The organism is Exiguobacterium mexicanum, assembly GCF_005960665.1.
Taxonomy (GTDB): Bacteria; Bacillota; Bacilli; order Exiguobacteriales; family Exiguobacteriaceae; genus Exiguobacterium; species Exiguobacterium mexicanum_A.
The window spans coordinates 586,287-604,633 of the sequence record NZ_CP040676.1 but is presented as its reverse complement, the minus strand read 5'-3'; the positions used below and the strand labels follow the sequence as shown (position 1 = coordinate 604,633).

The 18,347-nt window shown below is 53.9% G+C and carries 16 protein-coding genes; 5 read left to right on the top strand and 11 right to left on the bottom strand.

Annotated features, from left to right (window positions below; translation table 11 throughout):
- Positions 1-84 precede the first annotated feature (84 nt).
- Complete coding sequence (locus tag FED52_RS03560) at positions 85-915, bottom strand: DegV family protein (RefSeq protein WP_138858984.1); 831 nt, start codon at positions 913-915, stop codon at positions 85-87.
- A 168-nt stretch (positions 916-1,083) separates the two neighbouring features.
- On the opposite strand from FED52_RS03560, the gene FED52_RS03555 reads away from it, so the two are divergent.
- From FED52_RS03555 to FED52_RS03545, 3 genes are all read left to right on the top strand, one after another.
- Positions 1,084-1,782: an ABC transporter ATP-binding protein gene (locus tag FED52_RS03555; protein WP_138858983.1), complete on the top strand. Its 699-nt coding sequence runs from the start codon at positions 1,084-1,086 to the stop codon at positions 1,780-1,782.
- A 5-nt stretch (positions 1,783-1,787) separates the two neighbouring features.
- Positions 1,788-4,109, top strand: a complete 2,322-nt coding sequence (locus tag FED52_RS03550; protein ID WP_138858982.1) for an ABC transporter permease — start codon at positions 1,788-1,790, stop codon at positions 4,107-4,109.
- Between the two features lie 88 nt (positions 4,110-4,197).
- Positions 4,198-4,926 (top strand): DUF4261 domain-containing protein, encoded by a 729-nt coding sequence (locus FED52_RS03545; RefSeq protein ID WP_138858981.1) that lies wholly within the window; start codon positions 4,198-4,200, stop codon positions 4,924-4,926.
- A 34-nt stretch (positions 4,927-4,960) separates the two neighbouring features.
- Here FED52_RS03545 and FED52_RS03540 read toward each other — a convergent pair whose 3' ends face one another.
- The 10 genes from FED52_RS03540 to FED52_RS03495 form a co-directional block, all read right to left on the bottom strand.
- Positions 4,961-5,854 carry a DUF5996 family protein gene (locus FED52_RS03540; protein WP_138858980.1) on the bottom strand — a complete coding sequence of 298 codons (894 nt, stop codon included), beginning with the start codon at positions 5,852-5,854 and terminating at the stop codon, positions 4,961-4,963.
- 106 nt (positions 5,855-5,960) lie between these two features.
- The gene (locus tag FED52_RS03535) at positions 5,961-6,284 is read right to left on the bottom strand and encodes a thioredoxin family protein (protein ID WP_138858979.1); all 324 of its coding nucleotides are present in this window, start codon (positions 6,282-6,284) and stop codon (positions 5,961-5,963) included.
- 19 nt (positions 6,285-6,303) lie between these two features.
- Positions 6,304-7,155: a DegV family protein gene (locus tag FED52_RS03530; protein ID WP_138858978.1), complete on the bottom strand. Its 852-nt coding sequence runs from the start codon at positions 7,153-7,155 to the stop codon at positions 6,304-6,306.
- 133 nt (positions 7,156-7,288) lie between these two features.
- Positions 7,289-7,705 carry an RDD family protein gene (locus FED52_RS03525; RefSeq protein WP_240731302.1) on the bottom strand — a complete coding sequence of 139 codons (417 nt, stop codon included), beginning with the start codon at positions 7,703-7,705 and terminating at the stop codon, positions 7,289-7,291.
- Between the two features lie 18 nt (positions 7,706-7,723).
- Positions 7,724-8,797: a nitric oxide synthase oxygenase gene (locus FED52_RS03520; RefSeq protein ID WP_138858976.1), complete on the bottom strand. Its 1,074-nt coding sequence runs from the start codon at positions 8,795-8,797 to the stop codon at positions 7,724-7,726.
- 199 nt (positions 8,798-8,996) lie between these two features.
- Positions 8,997-11,918: a type I pullulanase gene (gene pulA / locus FED52_RS03515; protein WP_138858975.1), complete on the bottom strand. Its 2,922-nt coding sequence runs from the start codon at positions 11,916-11,918 to the stop codon at positions 8,997-8,999.
- A gap of 186 nt (positions 11,919-12,104) precedes the next feature.
- Positions 12,105-12,674, bottom strand: coding sequence for a hypothetical protein (locus FED52_RS03510; RefSeq protein WP_138858974.1), 570 nt, complete (start codon positions 12,672-12,674; stop codon positions 12,105-12,107).
- Positions 12,675-12,738: 64 nt separating this feature from the next.
- Complete coding sequence (locus FED52_RS03505; protein WP_138858973.1) at positions 12,739-14,397, bottom strand: FAD-dependent oxidoreductase; 1,659 nt, start codon at positions 14,395-14,397, stop codon at positions 12,739-12,741.
- A gap of 12 nt (positions 14,398-14,409) precedes the next feature.
- A complete protein-coding gene (locus tag FED52_RS03500) occupies positions 14,410-15,696 on the bottom strand; it encodes an arsenic transporter (protein ID WP_138858972.1) in 1,287 nt (428 codons plus the stop codon).
- A gap of 101 nt (positions 15,697-15,797) precedes the next feature.
- Positions 15,798-16,115, bottom strand: coding sequence for an ArsR/SmtB family transcription factor (locus tag FED52_RS03495; protein ID WP_138858971.1), 318 nt, complete (start codon positions 16,113-16,115; stop codon positions 15,798-15,800).
- Positions 16,116-16,340: 225 nt separating this feature from the next.
- Between FED52_RS03495 and FED52_RS03490 the strand changes: the two genes are divergently transcribed.
- Together FED52_RS03490 and FED52_RS03485 are read left to right on the top strand one after the other, a co-directional pair.
- The gene (locus FED52_RS03490; RefSeq protein WP_138858970.1) at positions 16,341-17,822 is read left to right on the top strand and encodes a SulP family inorganic anion transporter; all 1,482 of its coding nucleotides are present in this window, start codon (positions 16,341-16,343) and stop codon (positions 17,820-17,822) included.
- A 109-nt stretch (positions 17,823-17,931) separates the two neighbouring features.
- Positions 17,932-18,345 carry a universal stress protein gene (locus FED52_RS03485; protein WP_138858969.1) on the top strand — a complete coding sequence of 138 codons (414 nt, stop codon included), beginning with the start codon at positions 17,932-17,934 and terminating at the stop codon, positions 18,343-18,345.
- Positions 18,346-18,347 lie beyond the last annotated feature (2 nt).

Genomic DNA, 18,347 nt, shown 5'->3' with positions numbered 1-18,347 from the left:
GAAGGGTTTTGGTGGAAGATTCCAGCCGTTGTTTGAAAGTTGTGACAATAAAAAAAGATCGCGACTCGCGTCACGATCCTGTCATCACTTTGCTTTTAAGAACGAAAAACCAATTGAGCCTGACCCCGTGTGGGCCCCAAGGAGCGGTGCGAGTGTGTCGACCCGAATTTTGGCTTTATCGCCGAGTTCACGTTTCCACGACTCGGCCAGTTCTGGCACGTTCCCGTGGAAAATCGAGACGTCCGTGCACTCACCCGAATCGATGACTTGACGGAGCGCTTCGAACAACTGGGCTTGCGCCTTCTTATACGTCCGAACCGTTTGATACGGAACGATAAGACCGTCTTCGAAGCGAAGCACCGGCTTCAATTGCAACATATTCCCGATGAGCGCTTTCGACTTCGAGATCCGGCCGCCTTTTTGCATTTGCGTCAAGTTTTGCAAAATCAATTCGATGTGGACGTCCTCGACTCGTTGTTTCATATACGCTTCGATGTCCTCGAGCGTATCCCCACGCTCGACGCGTTCAATCAACCCTTCGAGCATGAGCCCCATCGTGTAGATGCCGGCCCGTGAGTCGATAGCGAGCAGTTTGAACTCGGCGATCTCTGCACCTTGAACCGATGCCGAATACGTCCCGCTCAAGTCCGACGACAAGTGGACGGCGATGCCCATATCATATTGATCTTTGATGCTCTCATACAAAGTGACGAAGTCGCCGATGGCCGGTTGGCTCGTCGAGACGCGTTCACCTGCGTCAATCCATTCGTACACGGTCTTGGCATCGACCTCGACCCCGTCTTTATACGGCTGGTCGCCTTTGACGACGTAGAGCGGAACGATATGGATGTCCGGGTGGTGTTGAATCGAATCAGGAAGGACGACCGTGCTGTCCGTAATATAAGCAATTTTCATAGTAGGATTCTCCTTCAATCAATATTAGTACCTGGTAATATTATTTTATCACAGGTGAAGCGGTTTCACTATTTTTTCAAAATTGAAATCCTATGAAGTTTCACATATTCCCGTCCGCGATGTGCTCGAAACGGGTAAAAGATAACATCGGACAAAGGAGGAATCGGTATGATTCACATTCAGCACGTCAATAAAATCTATAAGACCGGGGACGTCGAGACCGCGGCGTTGAAAGACATCGATTTGACGATCAATGACGGGGCCTTCGTCGTCATCCTCGGCCCGAGCGGGAGCGGCAAGAGTACGCTGTTGAACGTCATCAGTGGCCTCGACACGGTGACGTCCGGGACGATCACGTTCGGTGACACCGTCTTGACGGACTTATCGTCCGAGCAGATGACAGCGTTTCGACGCGACCATCTCGGCTTCATCTTTCAACAATATAATCTACTCCAAAACTTGACCGTCTACGAGAACGTTCAAATCGGGGCCGATTTATCGACCGACCCGCTCCCAATCGAAGAGTTGTTGAATCAAGTCGGGTTAGCGGCTGCCCGCGACAAATACCCGTACCAATTGTCGGGCGGCGAACAACAACGCGTCTCGGTCGCCCGGAGTCTCGCCAAAAATCCGTCCATCATCTTCTGCGACGAACCGACGGGCTCGCTCGATGAGGACAATTCAAAACGGGTGCTCGAACTACTCGAGCGCTTGAACGAGACGTACAACAAGACGGTCGTCGTCATCACGCACAACACGGGCATCAGTGAGATGGCCGATGACGTCATCAAAATGAACTCGGGACGGATCGTGGAGTATACGCACAACCCGGTCCGAAAAGCCGCTCGCGACATCCACTGGGGGTGAGACAGATGCTGTATAAAAACGTATGGAAGACGCTCGCTGGCAAATGGATGCAGCTCCTTGCCATCGCCGTCATCATCGTCATGAGCTCGCTCACGTATACGATGATGTTTTATGGCATCAGCGGCATCGAAGTGCCGACCGAGGAGTATCTCGCCTCATCGAATCAAGAGGATTTTGCCGTCGAGATGCTGAACCGGGTCACGGAAGAAGAGGCGGCCTTGCCTGAGTTGGCGGACTTCATCGCCTCCGGCCGCTACACGCTCTCGGACTTGCGACGTGTCGACGAGGCGGCGTTCGATGACTTGATCGCGGCACGCATCGACGCCGTCGAGGGCGAGATGGACGGCGCGACGCTTGAGCTCCGCGCCTCGAAGCTTTTGACCTACCCGTTCGGCTCGAGCGAACACCGCGGACTCGTCTTGAAAGAAGCGGACACGATCAACGTGTCTTATCTCGAGGCTGGCAAGCGGCCTGAGCAAAACGATGAGATCGCCATCAATGCGAAATACGCCGAAAAGAACGGGATTGAAATCGGTGATTCGCTCGACCTCGGTACCCCTTTCACGGTGAGCGGATTCGTCTTGTTCCCGGACTACACGCTCCCGCTGTTTGATGAGAACTTCTTCAATTTGGATCCCGGCACGCAGACACTCCTTTTGATGACGGACGCCGCCTACGACGAGGTGATTGGAACCGAATCGTTCCGCCTTGCCGGTGTCACTGACGGGACGGTCGTGACCGACGTCGAGCTCCCGTTCGTCATCTCGGTCATGGAAACGGAAAACATCATGCGCAGCGGCGCCATCTATAGCGAGATCTCATCTGGTAAAGCGATGGCGCTCGGCTTGAGCCTGTTCATCGTCTCGATTGCCGTCATCATCGTCGCCATCCTGATTTCGAACATGCTCGAGGCCGAGCGCGGACAAATCGGGCTCTTGAAAGCGATTGGCTACAACCGCCGCCAAATCGCGGTCCCGTACCTAGTCTTCATCTTGTTGTTCGCGACGCTCATGCTCGTCATCGGCTATTTCCTCGGGCTCTACTTCGCCGAGCCGCTCAAAAACCTTTACCTCGATTTCTATCTATTGCCGTCCATCACCATCGCCCAAAGCCCGCTCGTCTTTCTCACGGCCGTCTTCGCCCCGCTCCTGTTCTTCGCGCTCGTGGCGGGAGCCGTCATCTATAAAATCATGGGCGAGAGCGTTCTCGCTTTGCTGTCGCCTCGAGACAACGCCTCACTCAATCGACTGAGCCGCATCGTCAGCCGTCTGCTCCGGAACGCCCGCGGCAAGACGAAATTCAAATATTTATACGCCGTCAAAAGCACGGGTAGCTTCATCATCTTCTTTTTCGGTATCCTGTTCTCGACGCTCCTCATCGTCTTCGCCCTCATGATGAACGGGGCGGTCGACCGGATGACGGTCGGCGAGTTGAACGAGGCCGACTATGAATATGAGGCGTACACGACGACGCAACCCGTGCTCGAAGATGGACAAGAGCCGTTCCTCACCTACCCGTTCGCCTTCGCTCAAGACAACCTTGTCACGTTGAAAGGGCTCGATGCGACGAACACACTCTACCCTCTCGAAGACGAAGACGGGAACGAACTGGTACCGAAAGCGGATGAGATCATCGTCAACGCCTCACTCGCCTTGAAGCTCGGCCTCGAGACCGGGGACACGCTTGACATCGAACTCGACAACGAGACGTTGTCGTACCCGATCGGAGGTATCGCCGACGAATATGCGGGCGATGTCGTCTACCTGCCTCGGGCAACGCTCAGCGAACAATTATCGGGCGGGACGACACGTGATTTGTTCAACGGGATTTATGCGACCGAACGGCCGGACGAGACGGACTATCTGACGGTCATCTCACGAAGCGGTCTGATTGAGCAGTCCCAATCGATCAATGAGTACATGAACTTGATGATGAACGTCATGATCGGCGGATCGGCCTTGATCGCCTTCAGCATCCTGTTCGTCTTGACCGCACTCACGGTCGAGAAAAATTATTACGTCATCTCGCTCTTGAAAGTGATGGGCTACGACCGGCGCGAGGTCCGCTCGATGATTCTCAATAGCTACTTCATCTACGCGCTCATCTCGGCCCTGCTCAGCATCCCGATCGCCCTCGTCATCTTGCGGGTCATCATCGTCGTGTTCGCGGAAGATTATGGACTCGTCTTGCCGCTCGAGTTCGAGTGGATTTATCTGCTTTATACACTGGGTGCGGTGACGCTCCTCTTCTTTGCAAGCACGTTCATCAGCCGTCGCAAGATCGATCAGATTCCGCTCCAAGAAGTATTGAAGACGTATCAAGAATAATTTTTCGCCAAATAGGGCATAATAAGAGAAGAGACCAGGCCTCTCCCTGTGAGGGGCCTGACTATTTGAAGAAGAGGATGATTCTTATATGAACCGTACACAAGTGTTGCTCGCCATTCCAGGAAACTGGTCATCGGCCGAGGCAGTCAGCGAACAAATCAGTTTACATAGCGAAGGCTACACGATGGCTGGCCTACTGCTGTTAGAAGATGAGACCGGAAAAGCATTCACGGTCGAAGTCGTCGAGCGCGACCCGGCTCTCGCCGAAGCGATGATTCATGCCAGCTCGGGCGGTTTCACGCCGAAAATCGCGAAAGGGCTTACCCGCCACACGCACATCGTCTATTTGATCGTCGACGTCAATGACGTGACGGACATCGCGGCGGCCCGCCGTGCGGCCAATGCCATCTTGAACGCCGGCGGACTCGGCGTCATGGTCGAGACGGCTGGGGTCGCCTACTCGAAAGACGAATGGCAAGAGTCGAAAGAAGAAGACCTCGCCCTCGACTACTCGCTTCTCACAGCCATCACGGAAGAAGAAGACGCCTACGTCTCGTGGGGCATGAAAGCGTTCGGTCACGCCGACGTCGCCGTACCGGCCACGCTCGAAATTGAAGACGCGATTCACGTCGTCCATTCGTTCAACTTCCACCTCATTTCGGGTGGATCGATGTTCGGGGACGGGGACAGCTTCACGTTCGAGGACGGCAAAACGTTCACGGTCGAGATGGGTGAAGACGAGCGGACGTCCATCGACAACTTGCTCCATAACCCGTTCGGCTTGATTTACCTCGTGCCACAAGTCGCAGCAGAATAAAAATAAGGGCTCACAGACTTTCGTCTGTGGGCCCTTATTTTGGTTGCGGCGGCATATCGAGCGGCAAGAAATAATGTGTGCACCCTTCCCAACCGAGCTGTTCACTCAACAGGTCGAACGATGTCCGGAAGAACGCTTGGACGTCACTTGACCGGTCTACTTTCTCCAGCGACAGAAAACACTCGCTCATGTTGGCGTCATAGTAGGCGTCCGCAGGTTGAAGCCGTTCCGAGGCGAGCTCGGTGTATTGAAACGGATACGGCAAGATAAAGAACGTCGGCACGTCGACGGACGCATCCCCGAGCCAAAACCCGAACTCAATCATGTGCTCATCGAACGCCGCCTTCTCAATCAGTTTGTCTTCCAGGAACGGCTCGGACTTCCCGTAGACAATCATCGACGAGACGTCGAACGTGCCCCAAAACAAGGCCGGTTTCACTTTCCGGCACCGGAGCGGGGCAAGAAACGCCGCTTGTTCCCGTGCGGCGTATTGGAACAAACGCAGCCCTTTCAGCGCGGCATCGGCATCGTAAGCGAGCGGCGCCTCATCCCGGTCCAAGTATCTGAGTTCTCGCATCTCCTGCGTCTTCGGATTGAACTCGAGTCGAACGCCGGACGCTTGAAGCGTGCCGATGATTTCTGTGTAATACGTTTTGAGCGATTTTCCGTCCTCAAGCGGAAACATTGTCCGATTGGACTCGACGTGCACTGTGATGATTCCAGCCGCGACATCGATGTCCAGCTCGAACAACGTCTCCCCGCTCCAGAGCGGTCCGGTCGAAAACCCGTTCACGGTGAGCGGCAACGTGACGTGGGCCCATTGCGGTTCTTGCGGGGCGAGCCCGAGTTTGATTTTCCCTAATATTTGCGACAACAGATGTAGTGTGAGCTTCGTGTCCGCCCATTCGGAGTGGCGTATGATTTCCATCAGCGTTTCCTCATTTCTTCATTCGAACAAGTGACGCAGCTACTCCCCTGATTCCCTGTCCTCGACGCAAACAACCAAAAAAATCCACAGACGAGTGTCTGTGGATTCAACCGCGCATCTCTTGGAGACGCTCGAGTTGATGGGTCAGCTCGCCGATGGGGACGAACCGGGCCCGGCGGAGCGTCTCTCTGCCGTCGAGGAAAAACAGGACGACCGGGACGGTGAAAATCGAGTAGGCGCCGGCAATTTCCGGTACCTCGTCCGAATCGACGGCAATCGCCTCGATATCGGGGAACTCCGTCAACATCTCTTCGACTTGCGGTTTGAGCGAGTGGCAGACGCTACAGGTCGGATGCGACACGTAGACGAGCAATTGGTCCGAGTCCGCAATCCGGTCTTGTAGCGCCGTGAGTGTGGTGACAGCTTCCATCAAACTCCCTCCTTTACGGTTACGCGTTGAGCCAGAGAATCCCGACCGTCTCAAACCCTGCGTGAACCGCGATCGACGGACAGAAACGCGTCTTGACGATTTCAATGTCAGGCAATTTTGCTTGGATGAGCGCGACGATATTGTCTTGCATCTCCGGCGCGAGCGCCGTTTGGACGAAGACGCGGTTGTTGTGGATGCCGTTCGCGGCGTGGCGACGTTCGAGCTCGGTCACCATCTCGGCGTATGCTTTTTTAAGCGAGCGTGCTTTTTTGAACGGGATGACTTTCCCCGTCTCATCGAGCGTGATAATCGGTTTGATGTTGAGGATGTTGGCGAGGAACATCTCGCCTGACGAGACGCGGCCGCCGCGGCGCATCGTTTCCATGTTGCCGATAATCATGAAGAAGTTCTTCTTATCGCGCCACGCTTCGAGCAAGGCGACAATCTCTTCGACCGACTTGCCTTCAGCTTCGGCGGCAAGACCGAGACGGACGAGTTCTTGCTGCGCCTCGAGCGCTGCGTGCGAATCGACCGTATATACTTTGAAGCCGGCCGCTTCGGCCGCTGCACTCGAGTTCTTCACGGTCGAACTCAAGCCGTTCGAGCAATGGACGGCGATGGCGCAATCATATCCTTCTTCTTTCAAACGTTCATAGCGGGCGATGAAGTCGCCGAAAATCGGCTGTGACGTCTTCGCCTCTTTCTTTTGGTCGATCATATAGCGGTGCAAGTCTTCGAGCGACAAGTCGACTTCGCTATAGCCGCTGCCGTCGACAATCAGTTGAATCGGGACGATATCGACACCGAGACGGGCCGCCTCTTCCTTCGAGAAATTGGCCATACTATCGGTAATCCATGCGATTTTGGTCATAACAAAAATCCTCCAATGGTCGTTCAATTTTTTCCTTTCTCATTATACCTTATTTTCCGGATTCGTTCCTTTCCGACTCATTCGCACGAAAAAAGACAGCCCGACTCGTCGTCGCGCTGTCTTCGGCTTCGACTCATCGTGTCGAAATCAGTTTCGTATGAGCAAACTCATCATGCGGCAATTCCATGTTCTTGCCCGACTTGATCTGTTGCAGCGCTTTTAACAGCGGCAGACCGAGCGTGGCCGGATAGACGACGTCTTTATATAGCGTCCGCTTCACGACTTGTTCGAGCGAGAGCGAGCGCCCGTCTTGACTGACGACTTTAATCCCGACGACCTGGTCGCCGATTGTTTGGCCATTTTTATTGAGCAGGAAGTATACTTCCCCGGCCATCGTCACGAGCGTCGGTAAATAGTAACGTTTCACTTCTTTTCCAGGAAACAACTTCTTCCGAATCGTCTTCTCGACAAGTTTCGCTGGTGTTTGAAAAATGAGTTGGTCGATTTGACTGGCGACGGCACGTTTCCAAATTGGGACTGCCACGTTCATCATCCTCTCGTTTCGGTTCTAGGCTTTAGATTCCTCTTTTGCCTTCGCTTGAAACGCCGAAAACGGACAACCCGAGCGCGCGAACAAGTTCGGCGTCACAATTTTGTCATCATAGTGGCGGTGGAACACGTGCGTCGCGGCCGGAGACAGCGGTGGGATGAGCCAGCTCCATTGCCCGGTCACGTCGCGCCCGGCGTCCTGCTCGTTCTTCTCGAACCGTTTGAACTGTTTCGCCGCCGTATGGTGGTCGACAATCGTCACGCCGGCCCGTTCGAACGACTGCAAGACGGCGACGTTCAATTCGACGAGGGCCCGGTCGCGCCAAAGCGTCCGCTCTTTCGACGTGTCGAGCCCGAGCGATGCGCCGACGAGCGGCAACAGGTCATAACGGTCCGTATCGGCCAAGTTGCGCGCCCCAATCTCGGTCTCCATATACCAGCCGTTGAACGGGACCGAGGTGAAGCGCAGCCCACCAATTTCCAGTTCCATGTCGGCGATGGCCGGAACAGCGTGCCATTTAATCGGCCGTCCGCCGAACAAGTCGTACGCCTCGTGCTGAATGTCGACCTCGAGTACCGCATCGTCCGGCAATTCATAGAGCCGAACGTCACTCCCATCCGTGATCAGGAGCGGCAAGATGTCAAACGCAGTCCTGGCCCCGCTCCAACCGAGCCGTTCGGCCTGACGCGTCATCGTCAAAGACAGTGGATCGCCGATGATGCCGTCTTCTGTCTCATATGCCGCATACCGGATGAGTTGCGTGTTCAAGAGACGGAACTCGTTCGGGAGCACCGTCATCGTCGAGCGGATTTTCCCGCCGTTCGTCGCGTAACGCAAGTGGTCGATGAGTGCTTCGAACACATCGTCGAACGTCTCCGCGCCGCGGGCATCCCGGACGGTGAGCGTCTGCCAAAACAGACGGCCGATGCATCGGTTTGAGTTCCGCCAGGCGAGTTTCGCGCCCTCGGTCAACTCGTCGGTCGTGAGCGTATACGTTCCCGTACGGTCGATTTCTTTCGCAATCTCATCGAGCCGGTCCGTCTGATCGCCTTTTAGTTGTGAGAAAAAGTGTCGGGCTGCCTGAATCTCCATCTCATGTATCTCCTCTTTCGTTCTGTCCCTCCCATCTTAAGGGAAACCACACCCGTTTTCTACCCGGACGTGATAAAAAAGCAGGACGATGTGCGGGCTGTTCGATTGAACAAGCATGGGAATGATTTTTCGGAATCGCACATCGAACCGGATGGACATATAAAAAAAACCAGAGGTCGTTTGGCCTCTGGTGAACTACTTAACGTTGTTTCACGACGACCGAGCTGTATGCTGGTACATCGACCGTGCCCGAGACGCGTTTGATCGCCTTCGTGCCCGCTTGTTTCCCATCGACGATGAGGTTCCATTGCCCGCTCGGCAATTTTACTTTGACCGTCTTAGCGTTGGCGTTGTGTGTGATGAACAAGTCTTTCTTCTGGCCTGGCGCTTTGTCATCGATCGAGTAGCTGATGACGTTCGCTTCAGCTTTATAGAATTTCAAGTTTTTCTTCACGTCAACTGCCTTCGTCATGCGGAGACCTGGGTTGTCTTTACGCATTTCGATTAAGCCTTTCATGTACTGGACGTCCGCCTTACGGTCGGCTGCCCGTTTCCAGTCCATTTGGTTGATGCGGTCTGGCGATTTGTACGAGTTGTGGTCGCCTTCTTTCGTCCGCATGAACTCTTGACCGGCATGGATGAACGTTGTCCCTTGGCTCGTCAAGAGGATGCTTGACGCGAGACGGTGCATTTTCGTACGCGTTGCTTCCGACGTTTTCGCGTTTGTGAGTTCGAGCTTGTCCCAAAGCGTGTGGTTGTCGTGCGCCTCGACGTACGTGATTGCTTGCGTCGGTTCTTTCGTAAAGCCTTTGATGTCGGCGCTATAATCAATCTCGCCGACGATACCTGTCTTGATGCGGTTCTCAAGGCCGGCTTTTCCGTTGATAAAGCCGTTGTCCGTGTCGATGAAGACACTGCCTTTCAGCCCGTCGCGGATGTTGTCGTTGAAGTGCGCGACGCCTGGCATCTTATAGGCGTTCTTTTGGTTCGCTTTTTTCGCCGGGTCGAGCGGCGTGCTGAGGTCCCATCCTTCGCCGAAGACGAGGATGGATGGGTCGACCTTGTTCAACGCCGAACGGACTTGGTTCATCGTCTTGACGTCATGAATGCCCATGAGGTCGAAACGGAACCCATCCCAATGGTACTCTTGCGCCCAATAGACGACCGAGTCGACGATGAGCTTCTGCATCATCTTGCGTTCCGACGCGGTGTCGTTGCCGACGCCCGTTCCGTTCGCGAAGTCGCCGCCTTCTGTGTAGCGGTAGTAGTAACCTGGAACGATCTTATGCAAGTTCGAGGCTTGCGCATCGAACATGTGGTTATAGACGACGTCCATGACGGCGCGCAAGTTGTTGTCATGGAGCCCTTGAATCATTTGTTTCATCTCGCGAATCCGGACTTTGGCGTCATATGGATTCGTCGAGTACGAGCCTTCCGGCGCGTTATAGTTTTTCGGGTCATAGCCCCAGTTGTACGAAGCATCCGGTTTCGTCTCATCGACCGAGGCCGTGTTATAGTCGTACACCGGAATGAACTGGACGTGCGTGACACCGAGGTCTTTCATATGGTCGAGACCCGTCTTCGTCGCCGTCTTCTTGCCGTTGACGAGAAGGCGTGTGCCTGGCTCGACGACGCCAAGATATTTGCCTTTGTGTTTGATGCCTGAGTCGTACTTGTCTGACGTGACGTCGAAAATCGACAAGTCGCGGACGTGCGTCTCATAGATGATGGCATCTGTCCGTTTCGCCAATTTCGGCTTCATCGAGTTCCAACGTTTCGGTTTCGTCTCGTTCAAGTCGACGACGACGCCTTGATCCCCGTTCACACCGACTGCCGTCGCATACGGATCGACCGCGCGGACGCTGCCTGACGCGTGCTTGACGTTGTACGTGTAGCCGATGCCGTCCAAGTCGCCGCGGACATCCGCGACCCATGTGCCGCGTTCGCCACGCTTCATTGAGATCGTCTTCTTCAAATCTTTATCTGAAGCTGGACGCGTTTTCGGCATGTTCCATAGTTCGAGTTTCACGTCTTGTGCCGTCGGGGCCCAGAGGACGAATTGTGATTTTGAGTGTTTGTACGTCACACCGAGCTTGCCGTCATAGGCGTACTTCGCATCGAACTCCGGTGACCGGAGCACGTCGCCCGCTTGGAGCACTTTGTCTCCGAACGTCGGGTGCTTCGCCGTGATGACCGCCGCCAAGTCGATGTCGGCCTTGAAGCGGACCGTGACCGACTTGTCGCCTGACTTCTCGAGAGATTCGACCGTTGCGCCTTCGACCGTCAATTCGCTCAAGAACTTGTCATCGATGACGCGGTTGAGCTTGAGTTCCGCTTGGCGGAACGTGTCCGCCTCGAATGAGATGATTTTCGGTGAGCGATCGATTTCAGGTTCTGAGTAGTAAATCGTCGAATCTCCTTCGACGAGCCAAATCTCTTTCGCCGTGCTGAGTGCGAACCGGTCTGGCCCATCTTTTTCGGCCCATTCGCCTTTTTTCGTGACGAGTCCGATGAGCTTCTTCGCGTCCGGGTTGGCGAACTTCACGTTCGCGACACCGCCGAATGCGTCCGTTTCATCAAAGTTGATGCTTTGACCGTCTCCACCGTCTGGCCATGTCCAAAGACCCCAGTCCGTGTATGTATTGTCGTAACGGAAGTAATGAACTTTCATATCCACGTCCGTTGCTGCCGTCTCCCCGTCCGGGTTCGACGTATAGATCTTCGAGTCCCCTGACTTGATCCACACTTCGGCAACGCCGTCTTTAATCATATCGCTCGTGATGAAGCGGTCGTTCTCCGACCCTTTATCTTTCTCCCAGTTGTCCGTTCGGACGATGAGACCGAGCTTTTCTGGTGCATCGACCGGGAATTCGTAGGCCGCCACCTTTCCGAAGTCGTCTTCGCCATTGAAGGCGAACGGTTTGTTCGGGAAATAATCTGGGTTATTCGCCCAAAGCCATAAGTTCCAATCCATTTGATTGTCCGGTGCCTCTTGATAGTGCACGACGACGAGTGTCGACTTGTCTTTCTCGAGAGCGGACGATGACATCGGAAACATTGAGAACACTAGTGCAAACGTTAGCACAACTGCCCATGCCTGTTTCCATCGCTTGTTGACCATGTGGGTCCCTCCTTGTAGCATAATTTCAGGAAAACGCTTACACAAAAATTGTAAACGTTTCCTTTTTGAAATACAATCTTTTTCTAAACAATAGGGAAGTACTCCTATCTCTTGCCTGGGACTGGAATGTGATAGCGAATTACATATAAAAAAGACGGTCTGCTAGTAGGTCGTCTCGACATTCTCTTATAACTTTCCCCACTCTTCCAACGACTCTAAGTACCAGCGATAGCTCAGTTTAAACTCTTCATCCGTCACATCCGCCGGCCACAACGAGCGCGGGATGAGCCCGGTGAATTTCGCTGCGCCGGTATGTGCATAGATATAAGAGACAACTTGCGTTGACATATCCCTCGTCAAAAATCCGGTCACGAACTTTCCGTCCTTGCTCTCGAATATGATGTCGAGGCGACGTCCTTCCATCTCGTCGAGAATCAATTGATTGTAGCGTCGGTGTTCCTCATCCTTATGTTTATATACCATCCCACGTCGCGCGTTATCTTCCCGTTCCCATCGGTGGTCCTTTTTTTCTTTCGCCGTGAAGATTTTGTCAATCATGCGCGGGTCATCGATCGTCAAGCAACAGAAGATGTGTTCATACGACAGTTGATCATCGTTCACTAAGTCCATGATGTCTTCTTTTGGGATGACGCGTGCCTTATAGCGGACCATCACCCGACGGACGACCTCCTCCTTCTCAAAGACGAGCCACTGCTTTCTCCGTTCGTACTTCTCATGTAACAGCTTATAGTTCATCTGATTCACCTCATGATTCAGCATACCAAAAAACGACGCCCGAATGCTCCGGACGTCGTCATAATCAGTTACCATATTTCTTGAACAGCTGATAGTTCTTGTTCCCACCCGACAAGTTGTAGACGTCAGTGAATCCGAGGTTGCGGAGCACGTTTTGAGCCGCATTTCCCGTCACCCCGCCGTTGCAGTACACGACCGTCGGCTTGTCTTTGTCCATGTCCTTGGCAGCTTCGCGCAAGTTACCGAGCGGAATGTTGACCGCACAGTCGACGCACGCCTTCTCGAACTGCGAAGCTTTGCGCGTATCGATAATCTGCATGTCCTCACCTGCATCGATTCGCTTCTGCAGCTCAGCCGGTGTAATCAGACGCGCCGATAGGTTCATACTATTCGCGAGTGCCATACCCGTGTACATGACCGGATCTTTCGTCGTCGAGAACGGTGGTGCGTACGCGAGGTCGAGATGGAACAAGTCATCGACCTTCGCTTTGAACGTGATGGCAGTGACGAATACGTCGATGCGCTTGTCGACACCTTCGAACCCGACGATTTGAACGCCGAGCAATTGACGTGTCGCCCGGTCGCCGATTGCTTTAATCGTCAAGTCTTTCCCGCCCATATAAGCCGGCTTGTCCGGCTTCGTGTTATGGAGCACTTCGACGTCATACCCGAGCTCGCGGGCCTCACGTTCCGATAGACCGGTCTGGGCGACGGCTTGGCCAAACACTTTGAAGATGCCTGTGCCGAGGATGCCACGGTGTTCAAGGTCGCCTCCTGTGATGAGGTCCCCGAGGGCACGACCCATCTTGTTCGCCGTCGAACCGAGTGGACGCCAAATCGGTTTGCCCGTGACGAGCGAGAAACTTTCGGCGACGTCGCCGGCCGCATAGACGTTCTTCACGTTTGTCTCCATCCGCTCATTGATGGCGATTGCACCCGTCTCGCCAATTGTGACACCAATCGACTTCGCGAGTTCCGTGTTCGGACGGACACCGACGGAGAGGATGACGAGGTCCGTATCAATCGTCTTGCCACTCCCCGTGACAACACGTTCGACATGACCATCACCGACGAGTTCGGTCACTGTCTCACCGAGCATGAGCTCAATGCCGTTCTTCTCGAGGTGATCCTCGACGCGGCACGCCATATCTTTGTCAAGCGGCGGCATCACTTGTGGGAAACGCTCGATGACGGTGACATCGACGCCACGTAGTTTGAGCTGCTCGGCCATCTCAAGACCGATGAATCCGGCGCCGATGATCGTTGCATGTTTCGGGTTCGTCGCATCGACGAAGTTACGTGTCGCTTCCGCATTCTGAATGTTACGGATTGGGAACACGTTGTCCGAATCGACACCCGGAATCGGCGGGATGATGCTCGAGGCACCTGTCGCGAGGACTAACGAATCATAGCTGTCCGTGAACGATTCACCCGTCTCAAGGTTCTCGACCGTGACCGTCTTTGCGTCGGCATCGACTGCCGTCACGTTATGACGTGTCATAACGTCGATGTTGTAGCGTTTCTTGAAGAATGCCGCATCGCGAGGCGTCAAATCGTCGCGCAACTCGACTTCGCCGCCGACATAGTACGGGATGCCACATCCTGAATAAGAAATATCATAATCCCGGTCGTAGATGGTGATTCGGGCGTCTTCATTGTTCCGACGTGCTTTCGCCGCGACCGATGTACCAGCGGCGACCGAACCGATGATGACCAATTTCATAATAAACACTCCTTAGTAAAGTAGTAAGCTGATATATAGTCCGAGCAACGTGATGGCGAGCGTGGGAATCGTCAAAATGATGCCGACTTTGAAGTACTGACCCCAACCGATGCGCAAGCCTTTCGAGCGGAGCACGTGGAGCCATAGCAACGTCGCGAGTGACCCAATCGGTGTGATTTTCGGACCGAGGTCGGACCCAATGACGTTCGCATAGATGAGTGCTTCCCGAATCTGGCCGGTCGTAGTCGTCAAATCGATGGCGAGCGCATCAATCATGACGGTCGGCATATTGTTCATGACCGACGATAAGATGGCAGCCAAGAAGCCCATCCCGAACGTGGCGCTGAATGTATTCACAGCGAACCAATCGATGAAGTTGGCGAGCACTTGCGTCAGTCCCGCGTTTTGCAGACCGTAGACAACGATATACATCCCGAGCGAGAAGAAGACGATTGCCCAAGGCGCCCCGCGTAGAACGGACCGGGTCGGCACGGCCGGTGAACGGTTCGCCATGATCAGGAAGAACAACGAGATAATCCCCGCGACGAGAGAGACCGGGATGCCGACGATATCGCTTGTGAAGTATCCGATGACGAGAAGTGCGAGCACGACCCACGACAAGCGGAACATTTTATGGTCTTTGATGACCGAGGCCGGCTCGACGAGTTTCGATAAATCGTATTGCTTCGGAATGTCGTTTTTGAAATACAAATACAAGACAAGCAAACTTCCGGCGACGGCGAAGACGTTGACGAACACCATCCGCGCCGCATATTCGGCGAAACCGATGCCGAAGAAGTCGGCCGAGACGATGTTGACGAGGTTCGAGACGACGAACGGCAGACTCGCCGTATCAGCGATGAACCCAGACGCCATGACGTATGCCAAAACGACCGCATCCGGAAGTTTGAGTGCCCGCACCATGGCGAGGACAATCGGCGTCAAGATGAGCGCCGCCCCGTCATTCGCGAACAACGCCGCGACGAGCGCACCGAGTAGCGTGATATAGACGAACAGCTTGACGCCGCCGCCTTTGGCGATGCGGGCCATATGTAAGGCCGCCCATTCAAAGAAGCCAATCTCGTCCAAGATGAGCGAGATGACGATGAGCGCGACGAATGTGAACGTCGCGTTCCAAATGATGCCCCACACAGTACCGACGTCATCCAAATTGACGACTCCGGTGATGAGGGCAAGCGCCGCCATCCCCATCGCCGAGTAACCGATGCCGAGGCCTTTCGGTTGCTTGATGATGAGGAAAAGCGTCACTAAAAAAATGATACTAGCAATCCACTGCACAATGAGTTCCTCCAATAATTCTCTATTTGATTAACCGTTTTACCTAATCCTAAGAAGAGCGAAGTGGATGTCCACTTCGTGACGTTCAACATCTTTCCTCCTCAAATCGCACAGTCCGTCTCACAATCACAATTCGCCTCGACCGTCTCGATGTTGTCGAGCAACTCGACGACGATCGCATAGAACGGGCTCGTCTCATTCAACCGATAGTGAATCCATTGCTTGTCGCGGCGCTCTAACAGGAGCCCTGCTTGCCGCATCATCTTCAAGTGGCGGCTGATTGCCGGTTGCGAAATGTCGAAACAATCAACAAAACTGCAGGCACATTGCTCACCGCCTTGCATTTGTTTGAGCATCGTCAAACGGGTCGGGTCGGCGAGCACTTTGAGCACTTTACTTAAATCATCTACCGTATGCATCGTCATTCTCCTCCTCTGTATAACAAATCCGTTATATAACCTTTACGTTATGAAAATACCATAGTTTCTCATGCGGAGCAATTGTCTTCTCATAAAAAGTTCGGTATGATGAAACACGTTGTGAAAACATGTGTCGGTCGAACGACTTCTTTCATATAATGCGGCGTTTGATCTTCGTGAGACTCGGAGATCAAAGTCAAAAAATATATAGAGAGGTGTGTTCTTTTGGAAAAATTGAATACGATTAAACAAGATTGGCTCGGCAACGTCCGGGCCGACGTCCTAGCTGGATTCGTCGTCGCACTCGCCCTCATCCCTGAGGCGATTGCGTTCTCGCTCATCGCTGGAGTCGATCCGATGGTCGGGTTATATGCGTCATTCATCATCGCGATGGTCATCTCGATTGCCGGTGGTCGTCCGGCCATGATTTCGGCTGCGACCGGGGCGATAGCGCTCGTCATCGTCTCGCTCGTCGCGGACTACGGGTTACAATATTTACTCGCCGCGGGGATTCTCGCCGGAATCATTCAAATTGCGCTCGGCTATTTCGGCATCGCCCGCTTGATGAAGTTCATCCCGCGCGCCGTCATGGTCGGCTTCGTCAACGCGCTCGCGATTTTGATTTTCCAGGCACAGTTGACGAACTTTGAAGGTGAGAGCTGGATTATCTGGGCGCTCGTCATTGGATCGCTCGCCATCATCTTCTTGTTCCCACGCATCAACAAAGTCATCCCGGCACCGCTCGTCGCCATCGTCGTCATGACGATTCTGGCGGTCACGCTCGGGCTCGAGACGAAAAACATTAGCGACATGGGTACGATTTCAGCAACGCTCCCGGAATTTTTATTCCCGAACGTCCCGTTGACGTTTGAGACGTTGATGATCATCCTCCCCTACTCGATCTCCCTCGCCTTCGTCGGATTGATCGAATCGCTGTTGACGGCACAAATCGTCGATGACATGACGGGCACGGATTCGAACAAGAACCGAGAATCAAAAGGACAAGGTATCGCCAACATCATCGCCGGTCTCTTCGGCGGGATGCCAGGGTGTGCGATGATCGGTCAATCGGTCATCAACGTCTCGTCCGGTGCTCGCGGCCGACTGTCGACGTTCGTCGCCGGACTCGCGTTATTTATCATGATCATGACGATGAGCGATGTATTGATGCTCATCCCGGTCGGCGCCCTCGTCGGTGTCATGTTCTTCGTCTCGTACGCGACGTTTGACTGGGGCTCGCTTAAGGCGATGCGCACCGCTCAAAAATCAGATACGGTCGTCATGCTCGTGACGGTGCTCGTCACGGTTGTCACCCACGACTTGTCACTCGGTGTCTTCGCCGGGATTTTGACGGCAGCGATTCTCTTCGCCGCAAAAATCTCGAAAGTCGAACTCGATCGCAGTGTAGACGCCGATCGTGCTCGTTACATCGTGAACGGTCAGCTCTTCTTCGCCTCGACGTCTGAGTTCGTCAATCAGTTCGATGTGACCGAAGACGCCGAAGCCGGTGTCAAACACGTCACGATCGACTTCTCGAACACCCATCTTTGGGACGACTCGGCCATCGGTGCCATCGATAAAGTCGTCTTCAAGTATCGCGAAGTCGGGATCGAGCCGGAACTATTAAACTTGAACAAAGATTCAGAGAAACTGCTCAATACGCTCGCGCTTCACTTGAAACAACAAGAAGCAAACGCTGGCCATTGATTTGGTCTCTACGGGAGTGGACAATCGCGTTCACTCCCATTTTTTTATCCATGGCTCTACAAAATCGCATATACTAAAAGTAGATTGTGTGAAAGAGGAGGACGTTTTTATGGGAAAGGTATTTTTAGCGGCAGACGGATCTGCCCACTCGAAGCGAGCGCTTGAGAAAGCGATCCAGCTCGCCAAGGCATCAGACGCATCGATCGACATCGTCCATGTCGTCAGCGCCAAAGAATCGAAAGAAGCCGCGCTCAAATCGACCGGAAAACTCGATCTCGAAGCGAAGCGAAAATTGATGTTACAACCCCTGTTCGGCCAAGTGGTCGCGGCCGGGCTAGAATATGAATATATCGAACTTCGCGGCGAACCCGACGTCGAACTCGTCAAATACGCGAACCATCAGCCGTACGAGTACGTCGTCGTCGGTTCACGCGGACTGAACACGTTCCAAGAGTTCGTGCTTGGCAGCGTCAGCCATAAGCTTGCTAAACGCGCTCTCGCCCCGGTCATCATCGTCAAATGATC

Bases quoted from the DNA above. Each gene is read 5' to 3' on its own strand.
- FED52_RS03535 (WP_138858979.1), bottom strand. From the start codon at position 6,284: ATGGAAGCTGTCACCACACTCACGGCGCTACAAGACCGGATTGCGGAC.
- FED52_RS03495 (WP_138858971.1), bottom strand. From the start codon at position 16,115: ATGCATACGGTAGATGATTTAAGTAAAGTGCTCAAAGTGCTCGCCGAC.
- FED52_RS03510 (WP_138858974.1), bottom strand. From the start codon at position 12,674: ATGAACTATAAGCTGTTACATGAGAAGTACGAACGGAGAAAGCAGTGG.
- FED52_RS03550 (WP_138858982.1), top strand. From the start codon at position 1,788: ATGCTGTATAAAAACGTATGGAAGACGCTCGCTGGCAAATGGATGCAG.
- FED52_RS03485 (WP_138858969.1), top strand. From the start codon at position 17,932: ATGGGAAAGGTATTTTTAGCGGCAGACGGATCTGCCCACTCGAAGCGA.
- FED52_RS03545 (WP_138858981.1), top strand. From the start codon at position 4,198: ATGAACCGTACACAAGTGTTGCTCGCCATTCCAGGAAACTGGTCATCG.
- FED52_RS03520 (WP_138858976.1), bottom strand. From the start codon at position 8,797: ATGGAGATTCAGGCAGCCCGACACTTTTTCTCACAACTAAAAGGCGAT.
- FED52_RS03560 (WP_138858984.1), bottom strand. From the start codon at position 915: ATGAAAATTGCTTATATTACGGACAGCACGGTCGTCCTTCCTGATTCG.
- pulA (WP_138858975.1), bottom strand. From the start codon at position 11,918: ATGGTCAACAAGCGATGGAAACAGGCATGGGCAGTTGTGCTAACGTTT.
- FED52_RS03525 (WP_240731302.1), bottom strand. From the start codon at position 7,705: ATGAACGTGGCAGTCCCAATTTGGAAACGTGCCGTCGCCAGTCAAATC.
- FED52_RS03555 (WP_138858983.1), top strand. From the start codon at position 1,084: ATGATTCACATTCAGCACGTCAATAAAATCTATAAGACCGGGGACGTC.
- FED52_RS03530 (WP_138858978.1), bottom strand. From the start codon at position 7,155: ATGACCAAAATCGCATGGATTACCGATAGTATGGCCAATTTCTCGAAG.
- FED52_RS03505 (WP_138858973.1), bottom strand. From the start codon at position 14,397: ATGAAATTGGTCATCATCGGTTCGGTCGCCGCTGGTACATCGGTCGCG.
- FED52_RS03540 (WP_138858980.1), bottom strand. From the start codon at position 5,854: ATGGAAATCATACGCCACTCCGAATGGGCGGACACGAAGCTCACACTA.